The following is an 18,706-nucleotide window of genomic DNA, read 5'->3' as shown; positions in this document are numbered from 1 at the left end:
AAAAAGATTAATTCCGGCCGGGTGATCTTTTGCGTTATCCATTGAATACCAGATATTAAGCTAGATCTGATTGAATGGAACGATCGCCGATCGCTTTACAAAGGATTAATTTGCTGAAGTTCTAGTCCGCGCTCAAAGATTTGATCGATCGCGAGCATCTCTCCCTCTGTGGTCATAAACTTGTGATCCTTGGTGGCTTTGATGATGGAACCATCTTCTAGGATGTATTCAAATACCTCTTGTTGTCCGCGATCGTGCCACTGGGCGATCGCTTGGGTGTAGACAATGCCGTTGGGGTCAACGCTATAGACTTGGCAAGCGATCGCTTCTTCGACAATTTTGCCAATTGGCATCCATCCATATTCCACAGTCAAGACAGGCGTATCGTAGCTGAGACAATATTCTGCAAAGAGAATCATCTGCTCGAATAAGTCCGTAGCCACCTTAGGCTTAATGCCATTTCTAGCCGCGCCATCGAGGAATTTCTCTCTTTGCTTTTCCATTTCGGCTGGCTTCTTCTTTCCCATCGCTCTTCTAAGAAGATCGGCTTCCCCTAAGGTATATCCAGCTAGATCTTGAGCGATCTTCATAATTTGCTCTTGGAATACAAGAATGGAATAGGTTTCTTGTAAAATCGGCTCTAGATCGGGATGTGCGTATTCCATCTGTTCTCGACCGTGCTTGCGGTTGATAAACTTGGGAATTAGACCAGCATCCAGTGGGCCCGGACGATAGAGCGCTAGAATTGAGGAGATGTCATCAATATTGGAAGGTTTTAAATCTTTCACGATTTGCTTCATACCCGAAGATTCAAGCTGAAAGACACCCTCTAAGTCTCCTTTCGCCAATACGGCATAGGTTTTGGCATTGGCCTCCGTATTCTCATCGGGAATCATTTTATTGACATTGAAGCTGGGATCTTTGGTTTGATTGATCCAATCGACCGTATGTTGAATCGTGGTAAGGTTCCGCAGTCCCAAAAAGTCCATTTTTAGCAGCCCCAAGGACTCCAAATCTTCCATGGGATATTGGGTAATTACAGCGCCATCATTGTTCCGTTGCAAGGGAACAATCTCATCGAGAGGCATGGGCGAAATTACCACACCCGCCGCATGTACGCCCGAACTCTTGTTCACGCCTTCGATCCGCATTGCCATGTCCAGCCACTCAAACACCTTGGGGTCTTTGTCGTATCTTTCCTTAAAATCAGGGGCAGGTGTTTCAGCAGAAATCATCACCTTGAGCTTCGTGGGCTTACCTCTAGACACGGGAATCATTTTTGCCATATCATCAGCTTCGCGATAGGGAACATTCAGCACTCTACCCACATCTTTAAGTACCGCTTTGGAGGTGAGTCGGTTAAACGTCACAATCTGAGCGACGCGATCTTCCCCATATTTCTTGGTGACGTATTCAATCATTTCGCCGCGATGATCGATGCAAAAGTCAGTGTCAATATCAGGCATGGACTTACGTTCGGGATTTAAAAACCGCTCAAACAGCAAGCCATGATGAATCGGATCGATATTGGTGATGCCTAAAGCATAGGCGACGAGCGAACCTGCGGCGGAGCCTCTTCCAGGTCCAACGGGAATATTCTTGTCTCTGGCATATTTAATGAAGTCCCACACAACTAGAAAGTAGGTAGAAAAGCCCATCTGCTGCATGATCTGGAGTTCGTAATGCAGGCGATCTTGATAGCTTTGGGGAATGTCGTTGCGATTTTGAGTGCGAAAGCGATTGAGAATCCCCTGCCATGTCACTTCCGTGAGATAGGTTTCCGCCGTATGTCCTGGAGGGACTTCATATTCCGCCGCACGAGGTTCGCTCATGACATCGTAGGATTTTACCTTAGCCGCAACTTCTAACGTATTGGCGATCGCTTCTGCAATCACATCATCCTCTAGATGATCGCGAAATAACATCTTCATCTCATCCGCAGACTTGAGATATTCCGTACCGCTGTAACGCAAACGCTTCTGATCTTCAATCAGTTTGCCTGTCTGAATGCAAAGCAGCGCATCGTGGGCATCCACGTCATGACAAGAGACAAAGTGCGAATCATTGGTAGCGACGACTTTGATCCCAAGTTCGCGACCGATTTTGACAATTTCCACATTCACAACCCGATCTTCGGGATAGCCGTGATCTTGAATTTCCAAATAATAATCTTCGCCAAATTGCTCTTTATACCAAGTGGCGACTTCTCTAGCAATGTCAGGATGTCCTTGTAAAATCGCCTGTGGCACTTCTCCCGCCAAACAACCCGAGGTGACGATTAAGCCTTCTTTATACTGGGCTAAAACATCTTTATTGATGCAGGGACGCGCAAAGATGCCCTTGCCTTGAAATCCTTTGAGATGCGAAATCGAAGTTAGTTTAACCAGATTCTTATAACCAATCGTGTTTTTGGCAAGTACGACTTGGTGATATTTACGCTTTTTCTCCTGCTTGGTATAGTCGCCATTCAGAAGGTACATCTCATTCCCGATGATCGGTTTGATGCCTTTATTGCGGCAAGTTTTTATCAGCTCGATCGCCCCATACATCACTCCATGATCGGTCAAAGCGATCGCTTCCATGCCCAAAGCCACGGCTTGATCGATCAGGTTAGGCAATTGACTCGCCCCATCCAACAAGCTGTATTCACTGTGAACATGGAGACCAACAAATGACGACATAACAAACCCTTTAGCAACGATAGAATTTAGAGAGAATTTAGCTGTTAGCTGTACGTGCGATTCCTTTAGCTTAGATTCGATCGGTGTCGATCCCCATCGCTTTGAGCATTTCCGCAAGCCGTTGGGCTTTTTGTTCTGCTTGTTGTTTTTCTAGATTAGCTCGATCGGCGATTGCTTCTGCCTGTTGTTTGGCAAGACGTTCTTGAGCCGCGATCGCTTCGGCTTGTTGCTGTGCCTGTTCGGCCTGCTTTTGGGCTAATTCGGCTTGGATAGCGATCGCCTCAGCCTGCTGTTGAGCCAACTCAGCTTGTAACCGAGCTTTCATCTCAAAAACAGCTCTTTCATCGCCTGTCAAAAGCAAATTCCCGTCTGCATCCCAGAAACGCAACCAAGGCACAGGAGGTTGTTCCTTACTAGGCAAGATACCAAGCTCAACTCCCATCGGAGCGATCGGATAATGACCGCGTTCGTTAGGCTGCAACTTCTCATACCGTCCATCAACTAGATGATAAACCTCAACTGAAGCTTTCCTCACCTCATAAATTGCATAAAAAGGGATGCAAATTGCTTGTTCGTAAACCCAGAACTTCCCAACTTTCTTTTTCTTCCCTGTATTTACGTCAATCTCATCATTATCTGGAGGAGGTGAAGCATCTCTTTCTTCAGCTCCATTGCCAGAGACAAACTCAATCGCAATCAGAGGAATAACTTCCTCTTTCCACATTACATAGGAACGGCGATACTCTCCGTTCAGAAGTGGAGGGACATTCGGCACATAAAACCAGTCTGGAGCTTCTGCACCCTTTTCAGGTGGCTCGGTCAAAGTCCAGTAAATACCACTATCCTGTCCAATACAGTAACGCCCATCAGGATGCAGCTTTTGTAAGATTGGCTCGATGGAACTTGTTAAAACAAGACTTTGTGGGTGTTCCTGAAAATTCTTCACAAAGGTTCCATCAGATTCTGGTAATTGCGTATGATCGGGTAGGTTAGTTTTGGATGTGTCAACAAGAGATGATGCTGGAGTGGTTGGCAACACAAGTGTTTGAATGGTTTCCATAGTAACTCCAAGAGATACAATGGCTTAACTTTAACATAACGAGCATAAGCTTTGACCTTCCCTCGTCGGCTTGACTTTGAGGGCTATAAAGAGCTAATCGCTAATAGCTAGGTACTAGTAGCTATCCATAAACACGCCCCAACTCCACAGAACCCTTTGCGCCCGTAACGCTCGGTAAATTACCCAATCGCTTTTGCAATTTTAAATAGCCCAGCACTGCAAAGGCGATCGCTTCTTTAAAATCAGCATTGACCCCCGCATCATCGGTACTCATCACCTCGGCAGGCGCAAGCAGATCGCGCAGACGCTCGACCAGATAGCGATTGCGGCAACCACCCCCACAGAGCAAAACCCGATCGGGAAACTTCGGTAAAAATTGACGATAGCTCAAGGCGATCGCTCTGGCTGTAAATTCTGTCAGGGTTGCTAAAATGTCATAGTTTGAAAGTTGGGCTTGCTGGCACTGTTCTAGACATTGCTCCAGATAGCTGGGGCTAAATAGTTCGCGCCCTGTGGATTTTGGCGGCGGCGTATGAAAAAATTCTTGTTGCAACCATGACTCAATCAAGGGCAAGTAAAAATTGCCTTGGCTCGCTAGTTGCCCGCTATCATCAAAGGGCAGGTTGAAGAGTTTCTGGGTTGCCATATCGATCAAGACATTGCCTGGGGCATTGTCGAACCCAAACACGAGATCCTGTGCCCCCGACGCTGGCAAATAGCAGACATTGCTGATGCCCCCAATATTTTGACAAGCACGATTTTGGGTGGCATGGGTGAGCAAAAGCCAATCGAGCATGGGGACTAACGGTGCAGCATGACCGCCTCTCTCGATATCCGCCACCCGAAAATCACTGATGGTTTTTATGCCCGTCAATTCGGCAATTACCGCACCGCGCCCCAATTGCACCGAATAGCCTAGAGTCGTCTTCCCACTTGCCTCAATTCCTAGCGGTGGTCGGTGAAACACGGTTTGCCCGTGCGAACCAATGAAATTTGGTTTGCGGCGGGACGCATCCGCTAAGGAATCGCTAGGCTGTGGATTTTGCTCGATTATGGCGATCGCTGCCTGCGCAAAAGCCGCCGCAATCCTGTCATCTAATTCGCAAAACTGCGCGATCGCTCTGGGTTCCCCCGCACAGACTGCCAAAATCTCCGCCCTCAAATTCGGATCGTAGTTGAAGGTATGCCCCGCAATCAGACGAGCTTGCAGCTTTTCATCCTGCTCCGTAATTTCGACTAAAGCCGCGTCAATGCCATCTACCGATGTACCACTGATTAAGCCAACCGCCAGCACTGAATTTTGCCTGTTTTTATTCATAAGAAAACTTGAGTAGTATGATTTTTGGGCAGAGTTGGACAGTCGAGATGCATGAAAAACTCCTGAAGTGCTTAAATCAAATTTACCCCCTCACTCTTAAGCAGCAAGAGGAAATATGCAATCTGTTTGAGTTTCAAGATTTGCCCAAAGACACCATTTTACTTAAATGTGGTGAGATCTGTAATCATACTCATTTTATTGTAGAAGGAGCAGCAAGGTCTTCTTATACAAAAGAGGGGAAAGAGTTTGTAACATGGTTAGGATTTGAAGGAGAATTTGTGCATTCGGCACACAGCTTCCTTTTGCGTGTTCCCAGTTTAGAAAGCATAATACTCACCTCAGATAGTAAGTTACTCTCGCTTAGCTATGCAAATCTACAATTGCTCTATGAGAAAGACCTAATTTGGAATAAGGTTGGAAGATTACTTTATGAGATGCACTACATCACACTTCAATCGAGATTGAATTCTCACTTATTTATGAGTGCAGCAGAACGCTACGATCAAATATCAGTAAGACATCCTAATATTTTAGATAGAGTGAAACTTGTACATTTAGCATCCTATCTGGGCATGACCCCTGAAACGCTTAGTCGTCTTCGTGCAAAAGAGGGAAAAAGACGACGCATGAACGAGAAGCGTCATTAAAAAACATTTAAAAAGTCTTGATAAATATCAATTCTTGATATAAGTCAAGAAATACCCCTTTACTTCCCTTGGATTAGTAATCTAGGATGGATTAAAGGAGTTTAAACAGCAGCGGTATTCAAATGAGAAAAGTATAGTGGAAACTTTGCTATAGAAAGCTTTAACCCCATGTCTCTTGCTTGTTTTAAAGTGAAGACTGCTTGCTATATCTATGAGCATTGTGATTCCCTTCAGGATGCGTCTTGCCACAAATTTAGAATCTAGCTTGATGCCTTTGAATAGATTTATTCCCTTCTACCAACGTTGCCCAAGTATTTAGTTCTTTCCAGTTGAGGGGCTAATTTAATGAAAATCAAGAATTTGTATATGTTTTTAGGTTTCATGATATTTCTGATTGCTTTATCTGGGATTAGCTGGTGGAGAATTTATCTCTATCCTAAACAGACGTTATTTCAGATAAATAAGATCGCAGAAAATTTTCGTTCAATGGAAAGTATCTTTCCTAGTAAATCGATTGTTCGTTCATCTAAGCCTTACAAACTGAAAGAGAACATTCGCGAACTAAATATCTCCTATAAATTTGGAGGGGAAAATCATGAGATGGCTGAGATCTTAGATCGAACTTCCACCACTGGAATTTTGGTGCTAAAAAATGATGTGATTGTCTATGAGAAATATTTTCGTGGTAATTCTGCCAATGCTCGAAATACCTCTTGGTCGATGGCAAAATCATTTATGTCTGCTCTTGTTGGAATTTCGATCGCTGAGGGAAAAATCAATAGTGTCAACGATCCAATTACTAAATATGTTCCCGAATTAATTAACTCAGGCTATAACAATGTTCCTATCAAGCATATCCTCCAAATGTCTTCAGGAGTTCGCTTTGACGAAGGCTATTCCAACCCAAAATCTGATATCAATGAGATTCTACCTAAGCTGTTTCTCTATGCTCGTCCCATGGATCGAATCATTTCTGATTTCCCCTCAGAAGGAGCTTCTGGTAAAAAATTCCATTATATGAGTTTGGATTCTCATGTGTTGGGATTGCTTCTCAGGCGTACAACAGGCAGAAGTATTGCCGATTACTTTCAGGAAAAACTATGGCAACCTCTTGGGGCGGAATCTGATGCATCATGGTTGACAGATCTTTATGGAACTGAAATTACTTTTTGCTGTCTAAATGCTACGCTTCGAGACTACGCAAAATTTGGACTACTCTATCTACATAACGGTAAGCTTAATAACACTCAAATTTTATCCGAGAACTGGGTCAAAGAATCTACCATTCCCGATCGCCCAGATTTACAGGCTGGATTCACGGACGCGAAAGAATATTCTGGGTTTGGCTATCAATATCAATGGTGGATTCCACCTGATGCTGATGGAGATTTTGTTGCTATGGGGCATCGCGGACAATTTATCTATGTCAGCCCCAAGCATCAAGTGGTAATTGTCAAGACTAGTGCAGCAGGGAAATCTTTAACTGGCGAGATTAGATTGGAAACAATTGCACTCTTTCAGGCGATCGCTAGCGGAGTGTTTTAGATCTAAGCGATCGCCTGAATAGCCGATTGTCAAATGAATGTTACGTAGCTCAAAAGGAATAGATTTTATAAAGCCGCGATCGCAAATATGCCCAAACCAAGCAAAATATGAGCGTATACCCCTACTACATATACATTTCACATAGTTAAGTTTAGTTTTGTAAAGTTCTTGACGCTAATATAAACTGTAGGCGAAACTATCTACATAAAGTTCAAGCTCATAACAAGCATGGAAACTTTGGAATTTATCATTCACCCTGACGGCAGAGTTGAAGAACGCGTGACAGGCATCATTGGCTCCAGTTGTGCCGCAGTTACAGCGGCGATCGAGGCAAAGTTGGGCGTTGTCGCATCTCGCGAACTTACTTCCGAGAATTTTGCGCAAAAGCAGTTTCAAACGCAAACAACGACAACCTCTCAACTCAATCAGGTATCTGAGCCTTCTGAATCAGGCTTTAGTCAGTGGTAAATCATTTCAAAGTATGAGTCAAAGTAAGAACTTTTATTAAGATCGTCTAGATTTATTAAAAACCGAATTAACCAACTTAGTCGTCTAACTGAGGAAACCCCTATATGTCACATTTCAGCCAAGTTAAAACCCAAATTCGCACTCTTGAGCCCCTTCAAAAAGCACTGACCGATCTAGGTGTAAGCTGGAAATCTGGTGAATTACGTGGCTATCAGGGTGCAACCGCTACGGCTGAAGTCGTGATCGAGCAAGACAACGGCTATGATGTGGGCTTCCGTTGGAATGGCACAGAGTACGAACTGGTTGCGGATATGCAGTATTGGCAGCAACCTTGGACAGTCGAAAGCTTCTTAAGAAAAGTCACGCAAGGCTATGCCGTGCAAACCGTGATGACCGAATCAGAAAATCAAGGTTTTGCCCTCGCCGAACAACAAGTCAGAGAAGATGGCTCAGTTCGCCTCGTTTTGCAGCGTTGGAATGGCTAATCCTCAAACCGATATCTACACGGGTTTTGAGCCTGAATTAGGCGGCGATCTGCGTCATGAAGATGCGGATCGCTCTGGTTTTGAGCCAGAACTTGGCGGCGCGCTCCGTCAAAATGCCGTTTATGTCGATGAGGGTGTCTGTATTGGCTGCGGTCACTGCGCTCATACGGCTCGGAATACCTTCTTTTTAGAAGAAAGTTATGGCAGAGCGAGGGTAATTGCTCAAGATGGCGATGAAGAAGTAATTGTCCAAGAAGCGATCGATACTTGCCCTGTAGACTGTATCGCTTGGGTTAACTACACTGACTTAGCTGGCTTAGAAGCTGCCCGTAAAGAGCAGATTATCCAAAATCTTGGCATCATTGGTGACGGCTCCACTTTACGAGCTAGACATCGTAAGAGTCGTGAGATTAAAAGTGAAGGAGGGTTTCACAGTCATTCGTAGTATCTGGGCTCAACAATAAATCTAGTAAGAACTTGTCAATAGTATCAAAGAGAGAAAATCTGCCCAGTTTTTTTGTGACTGATTAATTCCAATCCTCCACGACAAAATACCAATCATCATTAATGCCGACGTATATCAATTGTAATCTTTCCAAACCAAAGTATATTTGACAGTATGAAAATTGCCCACTTCGCCATTGGTGTTGAGGCTCATCTACAGCTTTACTTGTTTCACTTCAACGATCTGTTGCTCTATAACCCATCTATCCCAATACCAAATCATCTCTGTTGACTTTTATCTCAAATCGCACACAATTCCAAATCCCAAAATCTGCGATCGCATTCCCAAAAATCTGTGGGAAGTTGCCAACCGCTAAACGTTATGATTCCTGTCTGGTATTACCACCAATGACCAGTCTGGGTTGAAGATTTTGGGTAAAACAGCTTGATATGCTTGCTCTGATAGCTCAAATGGCTCCCACGTATATTCAGGTATCCCTAAACTGCCGCCAGACCAACCTCTGAAAAGAAGAATATTGAGAATGTGTAGTGGTGGGAAAATAAGGTTCCCAATAAATTCAGCGTGTGAATGCATTGAGAACCTAAAACTGAGAATGTATGCGATCGCGTCGCAAGGAATGTCTGATATCTCTAAATCAAAACTTAGAAATATTCGATTCCTGATGAATTAGAACAGTACAGTCAGAGGTTGGAGAAGCAATGCACAGAAGGCGAAACCCAGCCATGCGTTGACCTTTGTTAAAGAACATATCAGGATTTCCACCTGACTCCTGTGCATCTCCTTCGATCACCCTGCCAGCACATGTGGAACAAGTACCCGCACGGCAGCTATAGGGGAGTGGGATACCTTCGGCTTCTGCTGCATCTAGAATAAACTCATCCTCATCCACTTCCAGCGTTTCATCAATTCCTTCCGCTTCACCAATTAATCGCACGTTATAAACTGCCATAGGTTTCTCAATGTTTGTTTATTATTGTGATTGTTTGTTTTTATGGTTCAGGGCTTGCGTAGAGAGTTAAACTCCATAGAGACAGCGAAACTCCATGCCTTAAAAAGATGGGGTTTCTTATGTTCTAGTAAGTTTTATAATGCTCGTGCGTAAGTCCTGATGATGAACATTGTTTAAGTAGATTTAGACTTTTTGGTATTTAGTTATACTTTTTTAATTAATTAAGCTTTCTCCAAACAGGCTTTTTAAGCGATCGCCAGCCCATCCTTCAAAAACACCATGCCACAAATTAATCCGATCACACTCCGAATGCAAGTCAATCGGCTAATCGAGCAGGGACAATCTATGTTTGCCTCGATCAAAGTGCAAGACTGGCTCAAAGAACGCGGGCATAATCCCAAAGAATACGAAATTTTATTTCACCCCAAAATGGCACCTGTGGGGTCAGGCGCGATCGCATTGGTAGAAATTGAGCTGCGACGAAAAGACGGAGAGCCTGTAGACACTTGGTTGCAAACAGAAGTAAATCGACACAGCTAGGTCAAGAATTAGGCTTGCAACTGTTCGATCTCAGTGGGAACTTTGACCTGTTGATGTTGGCGGGCATCGGTAATCAGCCAGTCTAGAGCAGCTGCTTGTAGATCGATGGTGGCACCCGTTTTATCAACGCAATAGCGACCAAACACCAGCTTATCGACAAGGCGTACATCCGACAGGCGAGAATATTCAAAAATCACACTACGCTCCACCGATGCACCACTGCAAACATGGCAGTTAGGCCCAATCATCGTCGGCCCAATAATTTTTGCCCCATCTTCAATGCGCGTCATCCCACCAATATAGACAGGGCCCTCAATTTCGACCTTATCCCAATTTACCGATACATTTAGCCCCGTAAAGATGCCAGGTTTTACCTCATGCCCTGGAACCTTAACATTCTTGATGCTTCCTGTTAGAACCCCTTGAATTGCTTGCCAGTAGTCAGGGACTTTTCCGATATCTACCCATTGAAAGTCCATCGCCTTTGCATAAAAAGGAGCGCCAGCCGCAACGAGCTTGGGGAATAACTCTCCCCCGATGTCAAACTCCGTACCCGAGGGAATATAGTCTAAAATTTCGGGCTCAAAGATATAAATTCCCGTGTTGATGTTGTTACTGAGTGCATCTTCTACACTGGGCTTTTCTTGGAATTGTAAAATCTTGCCATCATCATCGGTTACCACCACCCCATAGCTAGAAACCTCTTCTTTAGGGACAGTCTTCATCACAACTGTAGCAAGGGCTTTTTTCTGACGATGCCAGTTTACAACTTGGGTCAGATCCAAGTCGATCAGGGCATCTCCGCACATGACCACAAACGTACTGTCAAAAAATGGCGAAAAATCTTGGATCTTTTTAAGCCCACCAGCCGAGCCTAGGGCAGCACCAACGAGCTGACCGTCAACGATTTTGCCCTCAAAGGAGTAAGCCATCTGCACGCCAAATTTTTGACCGTCCCGAAAATAGTTTTCAATTTCTTCAGAAAGATGGCTGACATTCACCATAATTTGATCGAACCCATGCTGCCGTAGCAGTTCCACCAAAAACTCCATGACTGGCTTTTGCATGATTGGAATCATGGGTTTGGGCATAATGTTCGTAATCGGTCTGATTCTTGTACCTTTGCCCGCCGCCAAGATCATGGCTTTCATAGTTTTATCTCCTCTGCGATCAACACTTAATCTAGCTTACGTCCAGTCAGTTCTACAAAAATATCTTCTAGATTAGAAGCTCGAACCATCATACCGCGCTTGTCTGGTTGTTGCTCTAGGTAGGTATTGGCTTGCTCAAAATCAGGAAAAAATTTATAGCTCAATTTGCGATCGCGTTCGCTTTGGGTGACAACCAGTGCCATGCCATGTTTTTGCCGCAATGACTCTGGTGTGCCAATCTCGATCAGTTTACCTGCATCCATAATCCCAATGCGATCGCATAAAAATTCGGCTTCTTCCATATAGTGGGTGGTGAGCAAAATCGTCATGCCTTGAGACTTGAGATCGCGAACGATCTCCCACAGTCTGCGACGGGTTTGGGGGTCGAGTCCTACGGTGGGCTCGTCTAAAAACAAAATCTCAGGCTGGTGTAATAGGGCACGGGCAATCTGCAACCGCCGTTTCATACCGCCTGACAGATTTCTGACGGGCGTATCGCGGCGATCGTTCAGCTCGACATAATCTAAATATTGCCGAATCACGGCTTGGCGTTCGGGGTTGGGAATGTGGTGCAGTCTGCCGTGATATTCCATATTTTCCCAGACAGTCAGATCGGGATCGACACTGATTTGCTGAAGCACCACCCCGATATGACGCTTGACCTGCTGTGCTTGCTTGACTACATCATAGTCAGCGATCGCCACCCGTCCTTGACTCGGTGAGGTCAGCGTGGTCAACATCCTGATTGTCGTAGACTTACCCGCCCCATTGGGCCCTAGTAAACCAAACATTTCGCCTGAAGCGATCGCTAAAGACAAATCCTGCACCACGGGCACTTGGTTGTAGTACTTATAAACATGTTCGAGGAGTACTACAGGTTGATTCATGGTTGAGAGAGATTCAGGATTATGGTGTTGGGGAGTGTTAAGCGTAAAAATTTAAATACTGACACTGGCGCTGTTATATAAACTCATGGTTTTTTCGATGCCATCTTTGCCGATGCCTGTAACTACAGACTCAGTCAGTCGAAACAACTCGGGCAAGATCGGAGCCTCTTCAGCGGAAAACCCACTCAAGACATGGCTAATTGTGGATGAAGTGTGTTCTGGTTTGCCGCGACCGATGCCCAAACGCAAACGCGGGAATGCTTGGGTTCCTAGGTGGGAAATGATGGATTTCATGCCGTTATGCCCACCCGCTGAGCCCGATTGCCTCAGTCGAATTTTGCCCAGTGGCAGATCCATATCGTCATAAATGACCAAAACCGATGCAGGTTCGCATTTGTACCAATCGATCAGCGATCGCACCGATTGCCCCGAAGCATTCATAAAGGTTGTGGGCTTGAGCAAGCGAATTTTTCCACCTGTCAAGCCTCTGCCCTCACCAACAATGCCCTGAAATCGCTTTTCGGGGGCGAGTTTAATCCCCCAAGACTGGGCTAAGCGATCGACTGCCATAAAGCCAATATTATGCCGAGTGCGTTCGTACTCAGCCCCCGGATTTCCTAAGCCCACAATCAACGCGATCGGAGATGAGTCAGCCATGAATCGTTTGTCAATGAATCTTGCTTCAGAGTATTTAGATTAGGTTTCGATCGCTTCAGCGGCTTCTTTGACTGGTTCTTTTGCGGGTTCTTTCGTTTCTTCTTCGATAGTCTCTTCTTTAGCCTCGACTTTGGTCTGAGGGACAGCAGCAGTTGTTGCCACAGGTTTGGGCTGCTCTAGCAAGTCTGCCTCGCGCTTAAACTCTGACTCAAATTCGCGGGAAGCCTCTTGAAATCCTTTGATTGCTTTGCCCATACTTTTGCCGATTTCTGGCAATTTTTTAGGACCAAAGATCAGCAACGCCACGATCATAATCAAAATCATTTCGGGTAAGCCAATGCCAAAAATATTCATACTTCCTGAAATACTCCCTTAATAACTTTGTCAATACATTGTCCCAAACTTACAGCAAAGCCCCGCCATGCAGCAGGGCATTGTTAAAGCTGGTGTTTGTTCGCTATGACTGATTTGACTAATTAGCACTCATCCAAACAAAAAATGTGAGCTTTGCGATCTAGCCACCCCAGTTGAGATTCACGCCTTCAAGAATCAAGGAGGAATTGTACAACTGAAGAATAATCAACAAAAATACGAAAAACAGCCCCATGAATACCGCCATCAGGGATGTAGTTCCCCAACCACGGGCAACTTTACCATATTCGGCATTGAGTGGTCTGAGGATATCTCCTAGCCAAGTGCGTTGTGACATAGTGATTATTTAAAACAGCGATTGTTACGAAATAGTATAATTCTAATATTAAAGCACTTACTCAAGCACCAATTCAATTCATGGACAATGCAACTTCGATTTCTTTAACCATCGCCGTCTTTTTGGTTTGCTTAACGGGCTTATCCATCTATACAGCTTTTGGCCCTCCTAGCAAAAAACTGGGCGATCCTTACGAAGATCACGAAGATTAAGGCATTTTCCTAGCATGGCTATTGACTCCGACGACTTTAAGCTGACCTTTGCACCGCTAGATGTGTCAGAGGCTTATCAGGCTGCGGATACTGCCAGAAATGGGGCAGTGGTCTTGATGAGTGGTATGGTACGCGATCGCACCGATGGTAGAGCGGTTGATTATCTCGACTATCAAGCCTATGACGCGATGGCTTTTCGGGTCTTTGGGCAAATTGCCTTGGAGTGTCGGCAGTTATGCCCCGATCTCAGCCGTGTGGTGATTCACCATCGGTTGGGTAAATTGCGCGTGGGTGAAATTAGCGTGCTGATCGCTGTAGGTTCGCCCCACCGCGTCGAAGCCTTTACAGCTTGCCGTCATGCCATTGACAGCCTCAAACAAAACGCGCCGATCTGGAAAAAAGAATATTGGCTAGATGGCGATAGCACTTGGGTGAAGGGCATAAATGCCCAAATGCTTTGCCCTTGAGAACCAGCAATTCCATTTTTATTTGTTTGTAGAGGCAATTCATGAATTGCCTCTTTGTTGCTGGGCAGAGAAACTCTGAGCAGAGCAAAAAATTGCTCGTGAATCGTGCGTGATGGCTAGATAAATTCGCGTTGCTACTGCTGAATTGCTGGCTGTAGGTCTTTGAGCTTAGGACGCAGGATGTTCAGCGCGATCGCGCGGTGACTGATCTGGGCTTTGATATGACTGGGCATTTCCCCAAAGCTTTTGCCCTGTTCTGGGACAAAAAAAATCGGATCGTAGCCAAAGCCGTTATCGCCTTGAGGCGCGTGTAGAATTTCACCTTTGCAAACCCCGATCGCTTCCGCAACGATCTTGCCATCGGGTGTAGCTACAGCGATCGCGCAGACAAACTGAGCCTCCCGTTGAGAATTATCGTCAAGTTCTTGCAAAATGCGATTAATCCGATCGCTGTCACTGCTGCCATAACGCGCCGAAAATACGCCCGGGGCTCCTCCCAACGCCATTACCTCTAAGCCCGAATCATCGGCAAGCGCCCATTCCCCTGTGGCAATCGCGATTTGAGAGGCTTTGAGGTGGGCATTGGCTATAAATGTCTCGCCTGTTTCTTCAACGTCCAGTGCATCGGGCTTTGGCAGCAACTCAAATCCCAAGTCAGCCAAATATTCTCGAAATTCGGCGACTTTGCCATGATTACCGCTGGCGATAACTAGTTTTTTTAATTTTGTGGCTTCGATCGTCATAAATTTATGAATTCTATTTTTTAAAGGTAGGGCTAAGATCGTCTCGACCCTTTTAAAGTTTTTGTGTGGCTTTTGATTCTGCTTTTGATTCTATTGTCGGACAAACCCAAGCGATCGCTCTCTTAAAGGCAGCGATTAAATCCGATCGGATTGCTCCTGCCTATATTTTTACTGGAGCCAATGGCATTGGTCGCAGCCTTACAGCCTTGGCATTTGCCCAGACCCTGATACAGAATACAGGTTTACATCCTGCCTCGAACGCCCATAAATCTAGTCAAAGGGTCAGCGATCGCAACCATCCTGATGTTTTGTGGGTAGAGCCCACCTATCTCGACAAAGGTAAAATGCTGACGGCAAAAGAGGCAGAGGAGGCTGGTTTAAAGCGTCGGGCTTCTCCACAGGTGCGGCTAGAGCAAATTCGAGATATTACTGATTTTTTGAGTCATGCGCCTTTAGAGAGCAAGCGATCGGTGGTGATCGTTCAAGAGGCACAGACGATGGCAGAAGCTGCCGCCAATGGTTTACTCAAAACGCTGGAGGAACCTGGACGAGCTACGATTATTCTGATTGTCCCCGATGCCAGTGCGATTTTGCCGACGTTGGTTTCGCGCTGCCAACGCATTCCCTTTTATCGCCTCGATCGCGCCTCTTTGTTAGAGGTTCTCAGCAGGGTGGGATATGCCGATCTACGCGAACAAATTGTGGCGTTGGCGCAGGGTTCCCCTGGGGAAGCGATCGCGGCTTACGAACAATTCCAAGCAATTCCACCCGAGATTTTAGCCACAACGGAAAGTCTGCCTCCCGATGCCAAAACTGCGATGGCGATCGCCAAGCAAATTACCAAAGACCTCGATGTGGAGTCGCAACTATGGTTAATTGACTATCTGCAAAACCACTATTGGCGATCGCAAGGTCGTTCTCAAGTCGTGAAATCTCTAGAAGAAGCAAAACATTTATTGGCTGGTTACGTACAGCCGCGTCTGGTTTGGGAAGTGACGCTTTTACAAATGGCTGGCAAGCTACAAGGAATATAAATCATTTTAGCCATCTACCCAAAAACGCAAATTAGTGTGTTAGTATAAAATTATCAGCCAAATTAGTATGCTTGGGTAAATGAGAATTGTGAATCGACAGCCTTTAAATGTTGAACTGCTAACTCTTGATGATGGCACTCAAAAGATTGCTTGGGATGTCAAACAACTTCAAGCTCTATTTGGAATTTCCCATCAAGATACTTCTCACGATTCTAATTTGGTGTCAGTGGCTCCTACATCAGCCGTACCAACTATAGAGACAGTGATCGCTTTATTAGATGAGATGGGTTTCAAAGATTTGTACGAAGTGAGGTATCGAAAACAATACGCAACGATTATTCCTAGGACAAATGCGAAACGTCCAAAAGTAGCGCTCTATGTCGTGCAACAACAGTCAGATTTAGCTCTATCTATTCATGACAGAATATGGTTCGGGCATAGACTCCACCTATGTTGGGATGTTTATGAAGATGGATACGGTGCTTTGTATATTCCTATTGTTGAGATGTCAGAATTTGTAGGTAGATTTGATGCATTAGTTGGGGAAGAAGTTACTAGCTTCTTAAGTCTTGATGAACGAATTGCATGGCACATAGAAAGTGATAGTTTACTTGTTCTCCCCTATTCAAAGAACCTAGAGTATTGGCAAAAATTAATTAGAGACTTTGGAGAATTTATTCAAATCCCTAAATATCAAGATTCTCCAACTGTTGAGTACTTTCCTGTGATTAAAGATATGATTAAAGCAGATATCTGCTATGAAATAGATAGCGATCAGAGATTTCCTTCTACTGCTCGAATCTCTCTTTCCGATTATGAATCGCTAAAAAAACTCATTTTAGAGTTGAGAGAAAACATTGCATCATTTCTAACCTCTAACGGGGAAAAACCTCATCTCGACTTTGAACCAAAGTATGAAGATGTTCAAGATCGTATTGAAGCTCAAACGCATTCATTTTTTTTTAAAGAGGAAGAACCAAACGTAAACTCTGAGCAAAAATATGACGATATCCCATTCTAAATTAAACTAAAATGTGTTTAGCATCATGACAATAACAAGTTTAGTCAGTGACAATAATTCATTCCTTCCTCAAGGTCAGATTTGTTTGATGGAATTGATTGAGGGCGTTCTTCAAGATTACTCTCAATATCGACTGTTTCCTGAAGTATCTCTTGCAAGAACAGTTAAGGGCTTAGTCTTAGAATCAAACCTGAGTTGGGAATTGAAAAATTTCTTGAGAAGTTGTAGCTCGCTCGATATTCTGATTAGCCGCCATGAGGCTATGCATTCTATTCCCATCATATGTGTAGAACGTCAAAGCCCATATCATGATTTACCAGAGAGGCAAGAGGCAGATCGTAAAAAAGCTGCAATTTTAAAGCAAGCAGGATTGCCATTACTCTATGCCGATGAGCCATCAAAAGGATTTGTTCGTTTTTTCAGTGCGGAACAACCAAATCAGGTTCGTTGTGAGATCAATGTCTATAGGGGCATAGGACGTGACAACTTGCGTAAGTTTTTATTGTCATTTATAGAGCGTTGATAAATGATGTTTTTATGAGTTGTCGCATAATTCCAAAGGAAGCAGACTTCTCAATCTTATTAGGCTAAAATCAAATATGTCAGTCATAAATCAGCTTGTCAGTCAAATATTATGCATATCAGCAAAATAGGACGGCGCGGGCAGATTGCCATTCCCAGTAAAATTCGCCAAGAATTACACCTTCAAGAAGGCGATCGCTTGGCATTTGTGTGGAGAGACAACAAAGTCGTTTTACAACCGCTCAGACAGAGCTTGCGAGATTTGCGGGGAACTGTTTTGGTAGAGAAGCCACAAGACTTTGAAGCCATTCGAGCACTAGTGAACTTTTAGCCAGTCAAACAATTGCCCAAGCGTCAATTGCAGTTCGGAAGCAAAGTTGGGAACAGCTAGAACTTGCTCTGATTTGTCGATCGCGATCGGCTGCTGTTTCGGTTGGTAGATCATCACCAAACGTTCGGCGGGGTCGATCAACCAACCCATTTGAGAGCCGCGATCCAGACAGTACAAAAGATTAACCACGACTCGATTTACAGATTGGTCGGGACTGAGGATTTCGATCGCCCAATCAGGCGGCAAATTGAAACTATTAGCGATCGTACCGTCGGGGTGAGTAGGAATATTTCCCCAAGTAAACACGGCCACATCTGGCACTACAGAACGTCCTCCAAAAGTACAACGCAGCTCTGGTAAAGCAAGTGCAATTTTCTTGTCTTCCAGTACGGCATTAATTGCTGCGATCAACTTCTGCTGAAGGCGACTGTGTTCTCCTTGGGGCATAGCTTTTTGAATGATTTGACCGTCAATAAATTCACTGGCTGGTTTGGTTTCAGGCAGCTTGAGAAATTCTTCTAGAGCGATCGCTTTGCTAGGTGTCTGTACCATAGGTCAACTTTCCTCAATCGTTTTTGGCAAAAGATATAAAAAGCTCGGATAGATAAGGCTTTGACTGTTGCACTATCTTAATCTTTTTCTAGTACACCGTGGCGGAAATCCATGCACTATCGAGTAGCGATCATGAACATAGTGTCTGATGTCTGAAATTTTAAATAGTCGATTTACTTATGCCACGCTGTACTAGACATCTCCAGATTACTCAAATTTCTCATACCTGTTCCCAAAGAAGCAAATTTGTCAATCTTACTT

General features: G+C 44.6%; 23 protein-coding genes. 12 read left to right on the top strand and 11 right to left on the bottom strand.

What is annotated here, in order from left to right:
• Positions 1-95: 95 nt before the first annotated feature.
• The 3 genes from ACP2WE_RS11935 to ACP2WE_RS11925 form a co-directional block, all read right to left on the bottom strand.
• Positions 96-2,681 carry a DNA polymerase III subunit alpha gene (locus ACP2WE_RS11935; protein ID WP_425215774.1) on the bottom strand — a complete coding sequence of 862 codons (2,586 nt, stop codon included), beginning with the start codon at positions 2,679-2,681 and terminating at the stop codon, positions 96-98.
• Between the two features lie 70 nt (positions 2,682-2,751).
• A complete protein-coding gene (locus ACP2WE_RS11930; RefSeq protein ID WP_425215773.1) occupies positions 2,752-3,741 on the bottom strand; it encodes a Uma2 family endonuclease in 990 nt (329 codons plus the stop codon).
• Positions 3,742-3,862: 121 nt separating this feature from the next.
• A complete protein-coding gene (locus ACP2WE_RS11925; RefSeq protein ID WP_425215772.1) occupies positions 3,863-5,059 on the bottom strand; it encodes an anhydro-N-acetylmuramic acid kinase in 1,197 nt (398 codons plus the stop codon).
• Positions 5,060-5,076: 17 nt separating this feature from the next.
• On the opposite strand from ACP2WE_RS11925, the gene ACP2WE_RS11920 reads away from it, so the two are divergent.
• The 5 genes from ACP2WE_RS11920 (at position 5,077) to ACP2WE_RS11900 (ending at position 8,649) form a co-directional block, all read left to right on the top strand.
• Positions 5,077-5,706 (top strand): Crp/Fnr family transcriptional regulator, encoded by a 630-nt coding sequence (locus tag ACP2WE_RS11920; protein WP_425215855.1) that lies wholly within the window; start codon positions 5,077-5,079, stop codon positions 5,704-5,706.
• Between the two features lie 600 nt (positions 5,707-6,306).
• On the top strand, positions 6,307-7,251 hold the full coding sequence (locus ACP2WE_RS11915; RefSeq protein ID WP_425215771.1) for a serine hydrolase domain-containing protein: 945 nt from the start codon (positions 6,307-6,309) through the stop codon (positions 7,249-7,251).
• 228 nt (positions 7,252-7,479) lie between these two features.
• A complete protein-coding gene (locus ACP2WE_RS11910; RefSeq protein WP_425215770.1) occupies positions 7,480-7,719 on the top strand; it encodes a DUF2997 domain-containing protein in 240 nt (79 codons plus the stop codon).
• A gap of 104 nt (positions 7,720-7,823) precedes the next feature.
• Positions 7,824-8,204, top strand: a complete 381-nt coding sequence (locus tag ACP2WE_RS11905) for a DUF1257 domain-containing protein (protein WP_425215769.1) — start codon at positions 7,824-7,826, stop codon at positions 8,202-8,204.
• Entirely contained in the window at positions 8,197-8,649 is a 453-nt protein-coding gene (locus tag ACP2WE_RS11900) for a ferredoxin (protein WP_425215768.1), read from the top strand. The genes ACP2WE_RS11905 and ACP2WE_RS11900 overlap by 8 nt, the downstream gene beginning before the upstream one ends.
• A 655-nt stretch (positions 8,650-9,304) precedes the next feature.
• Here the strand turns inward: ACP2WE_RS11900 and ACP2WE_RS11895 are convergent.
• Positions 9,305-9,619: a 2Fe-2S iron-sulfur cluster-binding protein gene (locus ACP2WE_RS11895; protein WP_425215767.1), complete on the bottom strand. Its 315-nt coding sequence runs from the start codon at positions 9,617-9,619 to the stop codon at positions 9,305-9,307.
• A 279-nt stretch (positions 9,620-9,898) separates the two neighbouring features.
• On the opposite strand from ACP2WE_RS11895, the gene ACP2WE_RS11890 reads away from it, so the two are divergent.
• Positions 9,899-10,159 carry a hypothetical protein gene (locus tag ACP2WE_RS11890; protein WP_425215766.1) on the top strand — a complete coding sequence of 87 codons (261 nt, stop codon included), beginning with the start codon at positions 9,899-9,901 and terminating at the stop codon, positions 10,157-10,159.
• A gap of 8 nt (positions 10,160-10,167) precedes the next feature.
• On the opposite strand, the gene ACP2WE_RS11885 is transcribed toward ACP2WE_RS11890, so the two are convergent.
• The 5 genes from ACP2WE_RS11885 to psbH all read right to left on the bottom strand — a co-directional run bounded on the left by ACP2WE_RS11885 (position 10,168) and on the right by psbH (position 13,563).
• A complete protein-coding gene (locus ACP2WE_RS11885) occupies positions 10,168-11,310 on the bottom strand; it encodes a nucleotidyltransferase family protein (protein ID WP_425215765.1) in 1,143 nt (380 codons plus the stop codon).
• A 26-nt stretch (positions 11,311-11,336) separates the two neighbouring features.
• On the bottom strand, positions 11,337-12,197 hold the full coding sequence (locus tag ACP2WE_RS11880) for an ABC transporter ATP-binding protein (RefSeq protein WP_425215764.1): 861 nt from the start codon (positions 12,195-12,197) through the stop codon (positions 11,337-11,339).
• Positions 12,198-12,248: 51 nt separating this feature from the next.
• On the bottom strand, positions 12,249-12,854 hold the full coding sequence (gene pth, locus ACP2WE_RS11875; RefSeq protein ID WP_425215763.1) for an aminoacyl-tRNA hydrolase: 606 nt from the start codon (positions 12,852-12,854) through the stop codon (positions 12,249-12,251).
• 39 nt (positions 12,855-12,893) lie between these two features.
• Positions 12,894-13,208 carry a TatA/E family twin arginine-targeting protein translocase gene (locus tag ACP2WE_RS11870; RefSeq protein ID WP_425215762.1) on the bottom strand — a complete coding sequence of 105 codons (315 nt, stop codon included), beginning with the start codon at positions 13,206-13,208 and terminating at the stop codon, positions 12,894-12,896.
• A gap of 160 nt (positions 13,209-13,368) precedes the next feature.
• Positions 13,369-13,563 carry a photosystem II reaction center phosphoprotein PsbH gene (psbH, locus tag ACP2WE_RS11865; RefSeq protein ID WP_425215761.1) on the bottom strand — a complete coding sequence of 65 codons (195 nt, stop codon included), beginning with the start codon at positions 13,561-13,563 and terminating at the stop codon, positions 13,369-13,371.
• A gap of 80 nt (positions 13,564-13,643) precedes the next feature.
• Here psbH and psbN point away from each other — a divergent pair, with 80 nt between their 5' ends.
• Complete coding sequence (gene psbN, locus ACP2WE_RS11860) at positions 13,644-13,775, top strand: photosystem II reaction center protein PsbN (protein ID WP_330481912.1); 132 nt, start codon at positions 13,644-13,646, stop codon at positions 13,773-13,775.
• A 14-nt stretch (positions 13,776-13,789) separates the two neighbouring features.
• Complete coding sequence (locus tag ACP2WE_RS11855) at positions 13,790-14,242, top strand: molybdenum cofactor biosynthesis protein MoaE (protein ID WP_425215760.1); 453 nt, start codon at positions 13,790-13,792, stop codon at positions 14,240-14,242.
• Positions 14,243-14,376: 134 nt separating this feature from the next.
• Here ACP2WE_RS11855 and rdgB read toward each other — a convergent pair whose 3' ends face one another.
• The gene (gene rdgB / locus ACP2WE_RS11850) at positions 14,377-14,985 is read right to left on the bottom strand and encodes an RdgB/HAM1 family non-canonical purine NTP pyrophosphatase (protein ID WP_425215759.1); all 609 of its coding nucleotides are present in this window, start codon (positions 14,983-14,985) and stop codon (positions 14,377-14,379) included.
• A gap of 65 nt (positions 14,986-15,050) precedes the next feature.
• Between rdgB and ACP2WE_RS11845 the strand changes: the two genes are divergently transcribed.
• From ACP2WE_RS11845 to ACP2WE_RS11830, 4 genes are all read left to right on the top strand, one after another.
• On the top strand, positions 15,051-16,019 hold the full coding sequence (locus ACP2WE_RS11845) for a DNA polymerase III subunit delta' (RefSeq protein WP_425215758.1): 969 nt from the start codon (positions 15,051-15,053) through the stop codon (positions 16,017-16,019).
• An 88-nt stretch (positions 16,020-16,107) separates the two neighbouring features.
• Entirely contained in the window at positions 16,108-17,040 is a 933-nt protein-coding gene (locus tag ACP2WE_RS11840) for a hypothetical protein (protein ID WP_425215757.1), read from the top strand.
• Between the two features lie 25 nt (positions 17,041-17,065).
• Positions 17,066-17,563 (top strand): DUF2726 domain-containing protein, encoded by a 498-nt coding sequence (locus tag ACP2WE_RS11835; RefSeq protein ID WP_425215756.1) that lies wholly within the window; start codon positions 17,066-17,068, stop codon positions 17,561-17,563.
• Between the two features lie 111 nt (positions 17,564-17,674).
• Positions 17,675-17,893, top strand: coding sequence for an AbrB/MazE/SpoVT family DNA-binding domain-containing protein (locus ACP2WE_RS11830; protein WP_425215755.1), 219 nt, complete (start codon positions 17,675-17,677; stop codon positions 17,891-17,893).
• Here the strand turns inward: ACP2WE_RS11830 and ACP2WE_RS11825 are convergent.
• Positions 17,879-18,445, bottom strand: a complete 567-nt coding sequence (locus ACP2WE_RS11825; RefSeq protein ID WP_425215754.1) for a Uma2 family endonuclease — start codon at positions 18,443-18,445, stop codon at positions 17,879-17,881. The genes ACP2WE_RS11830 and ACP2WE_RS11825 overlap by 15 nt on opposite strands.
• Positions 18,446-18,706 lie beyond the last annotated feature (261 nt).

Source organism: Tumidithrix helvetica PCC 7403, assembly GCF_965232925.1.
GTDB lineage: Bacteria > Cyanobacteriota > Cyanobacteriia > Pseudanabaenales > Pseudanabaenaceae > Tumidithrix > Tumidithrix helvetica.
The sequence above is the reverse complement of the archived record's forward strand: the minus strand, read 5'-3'. Positions and strand labels throughout refer to the sequence as shown.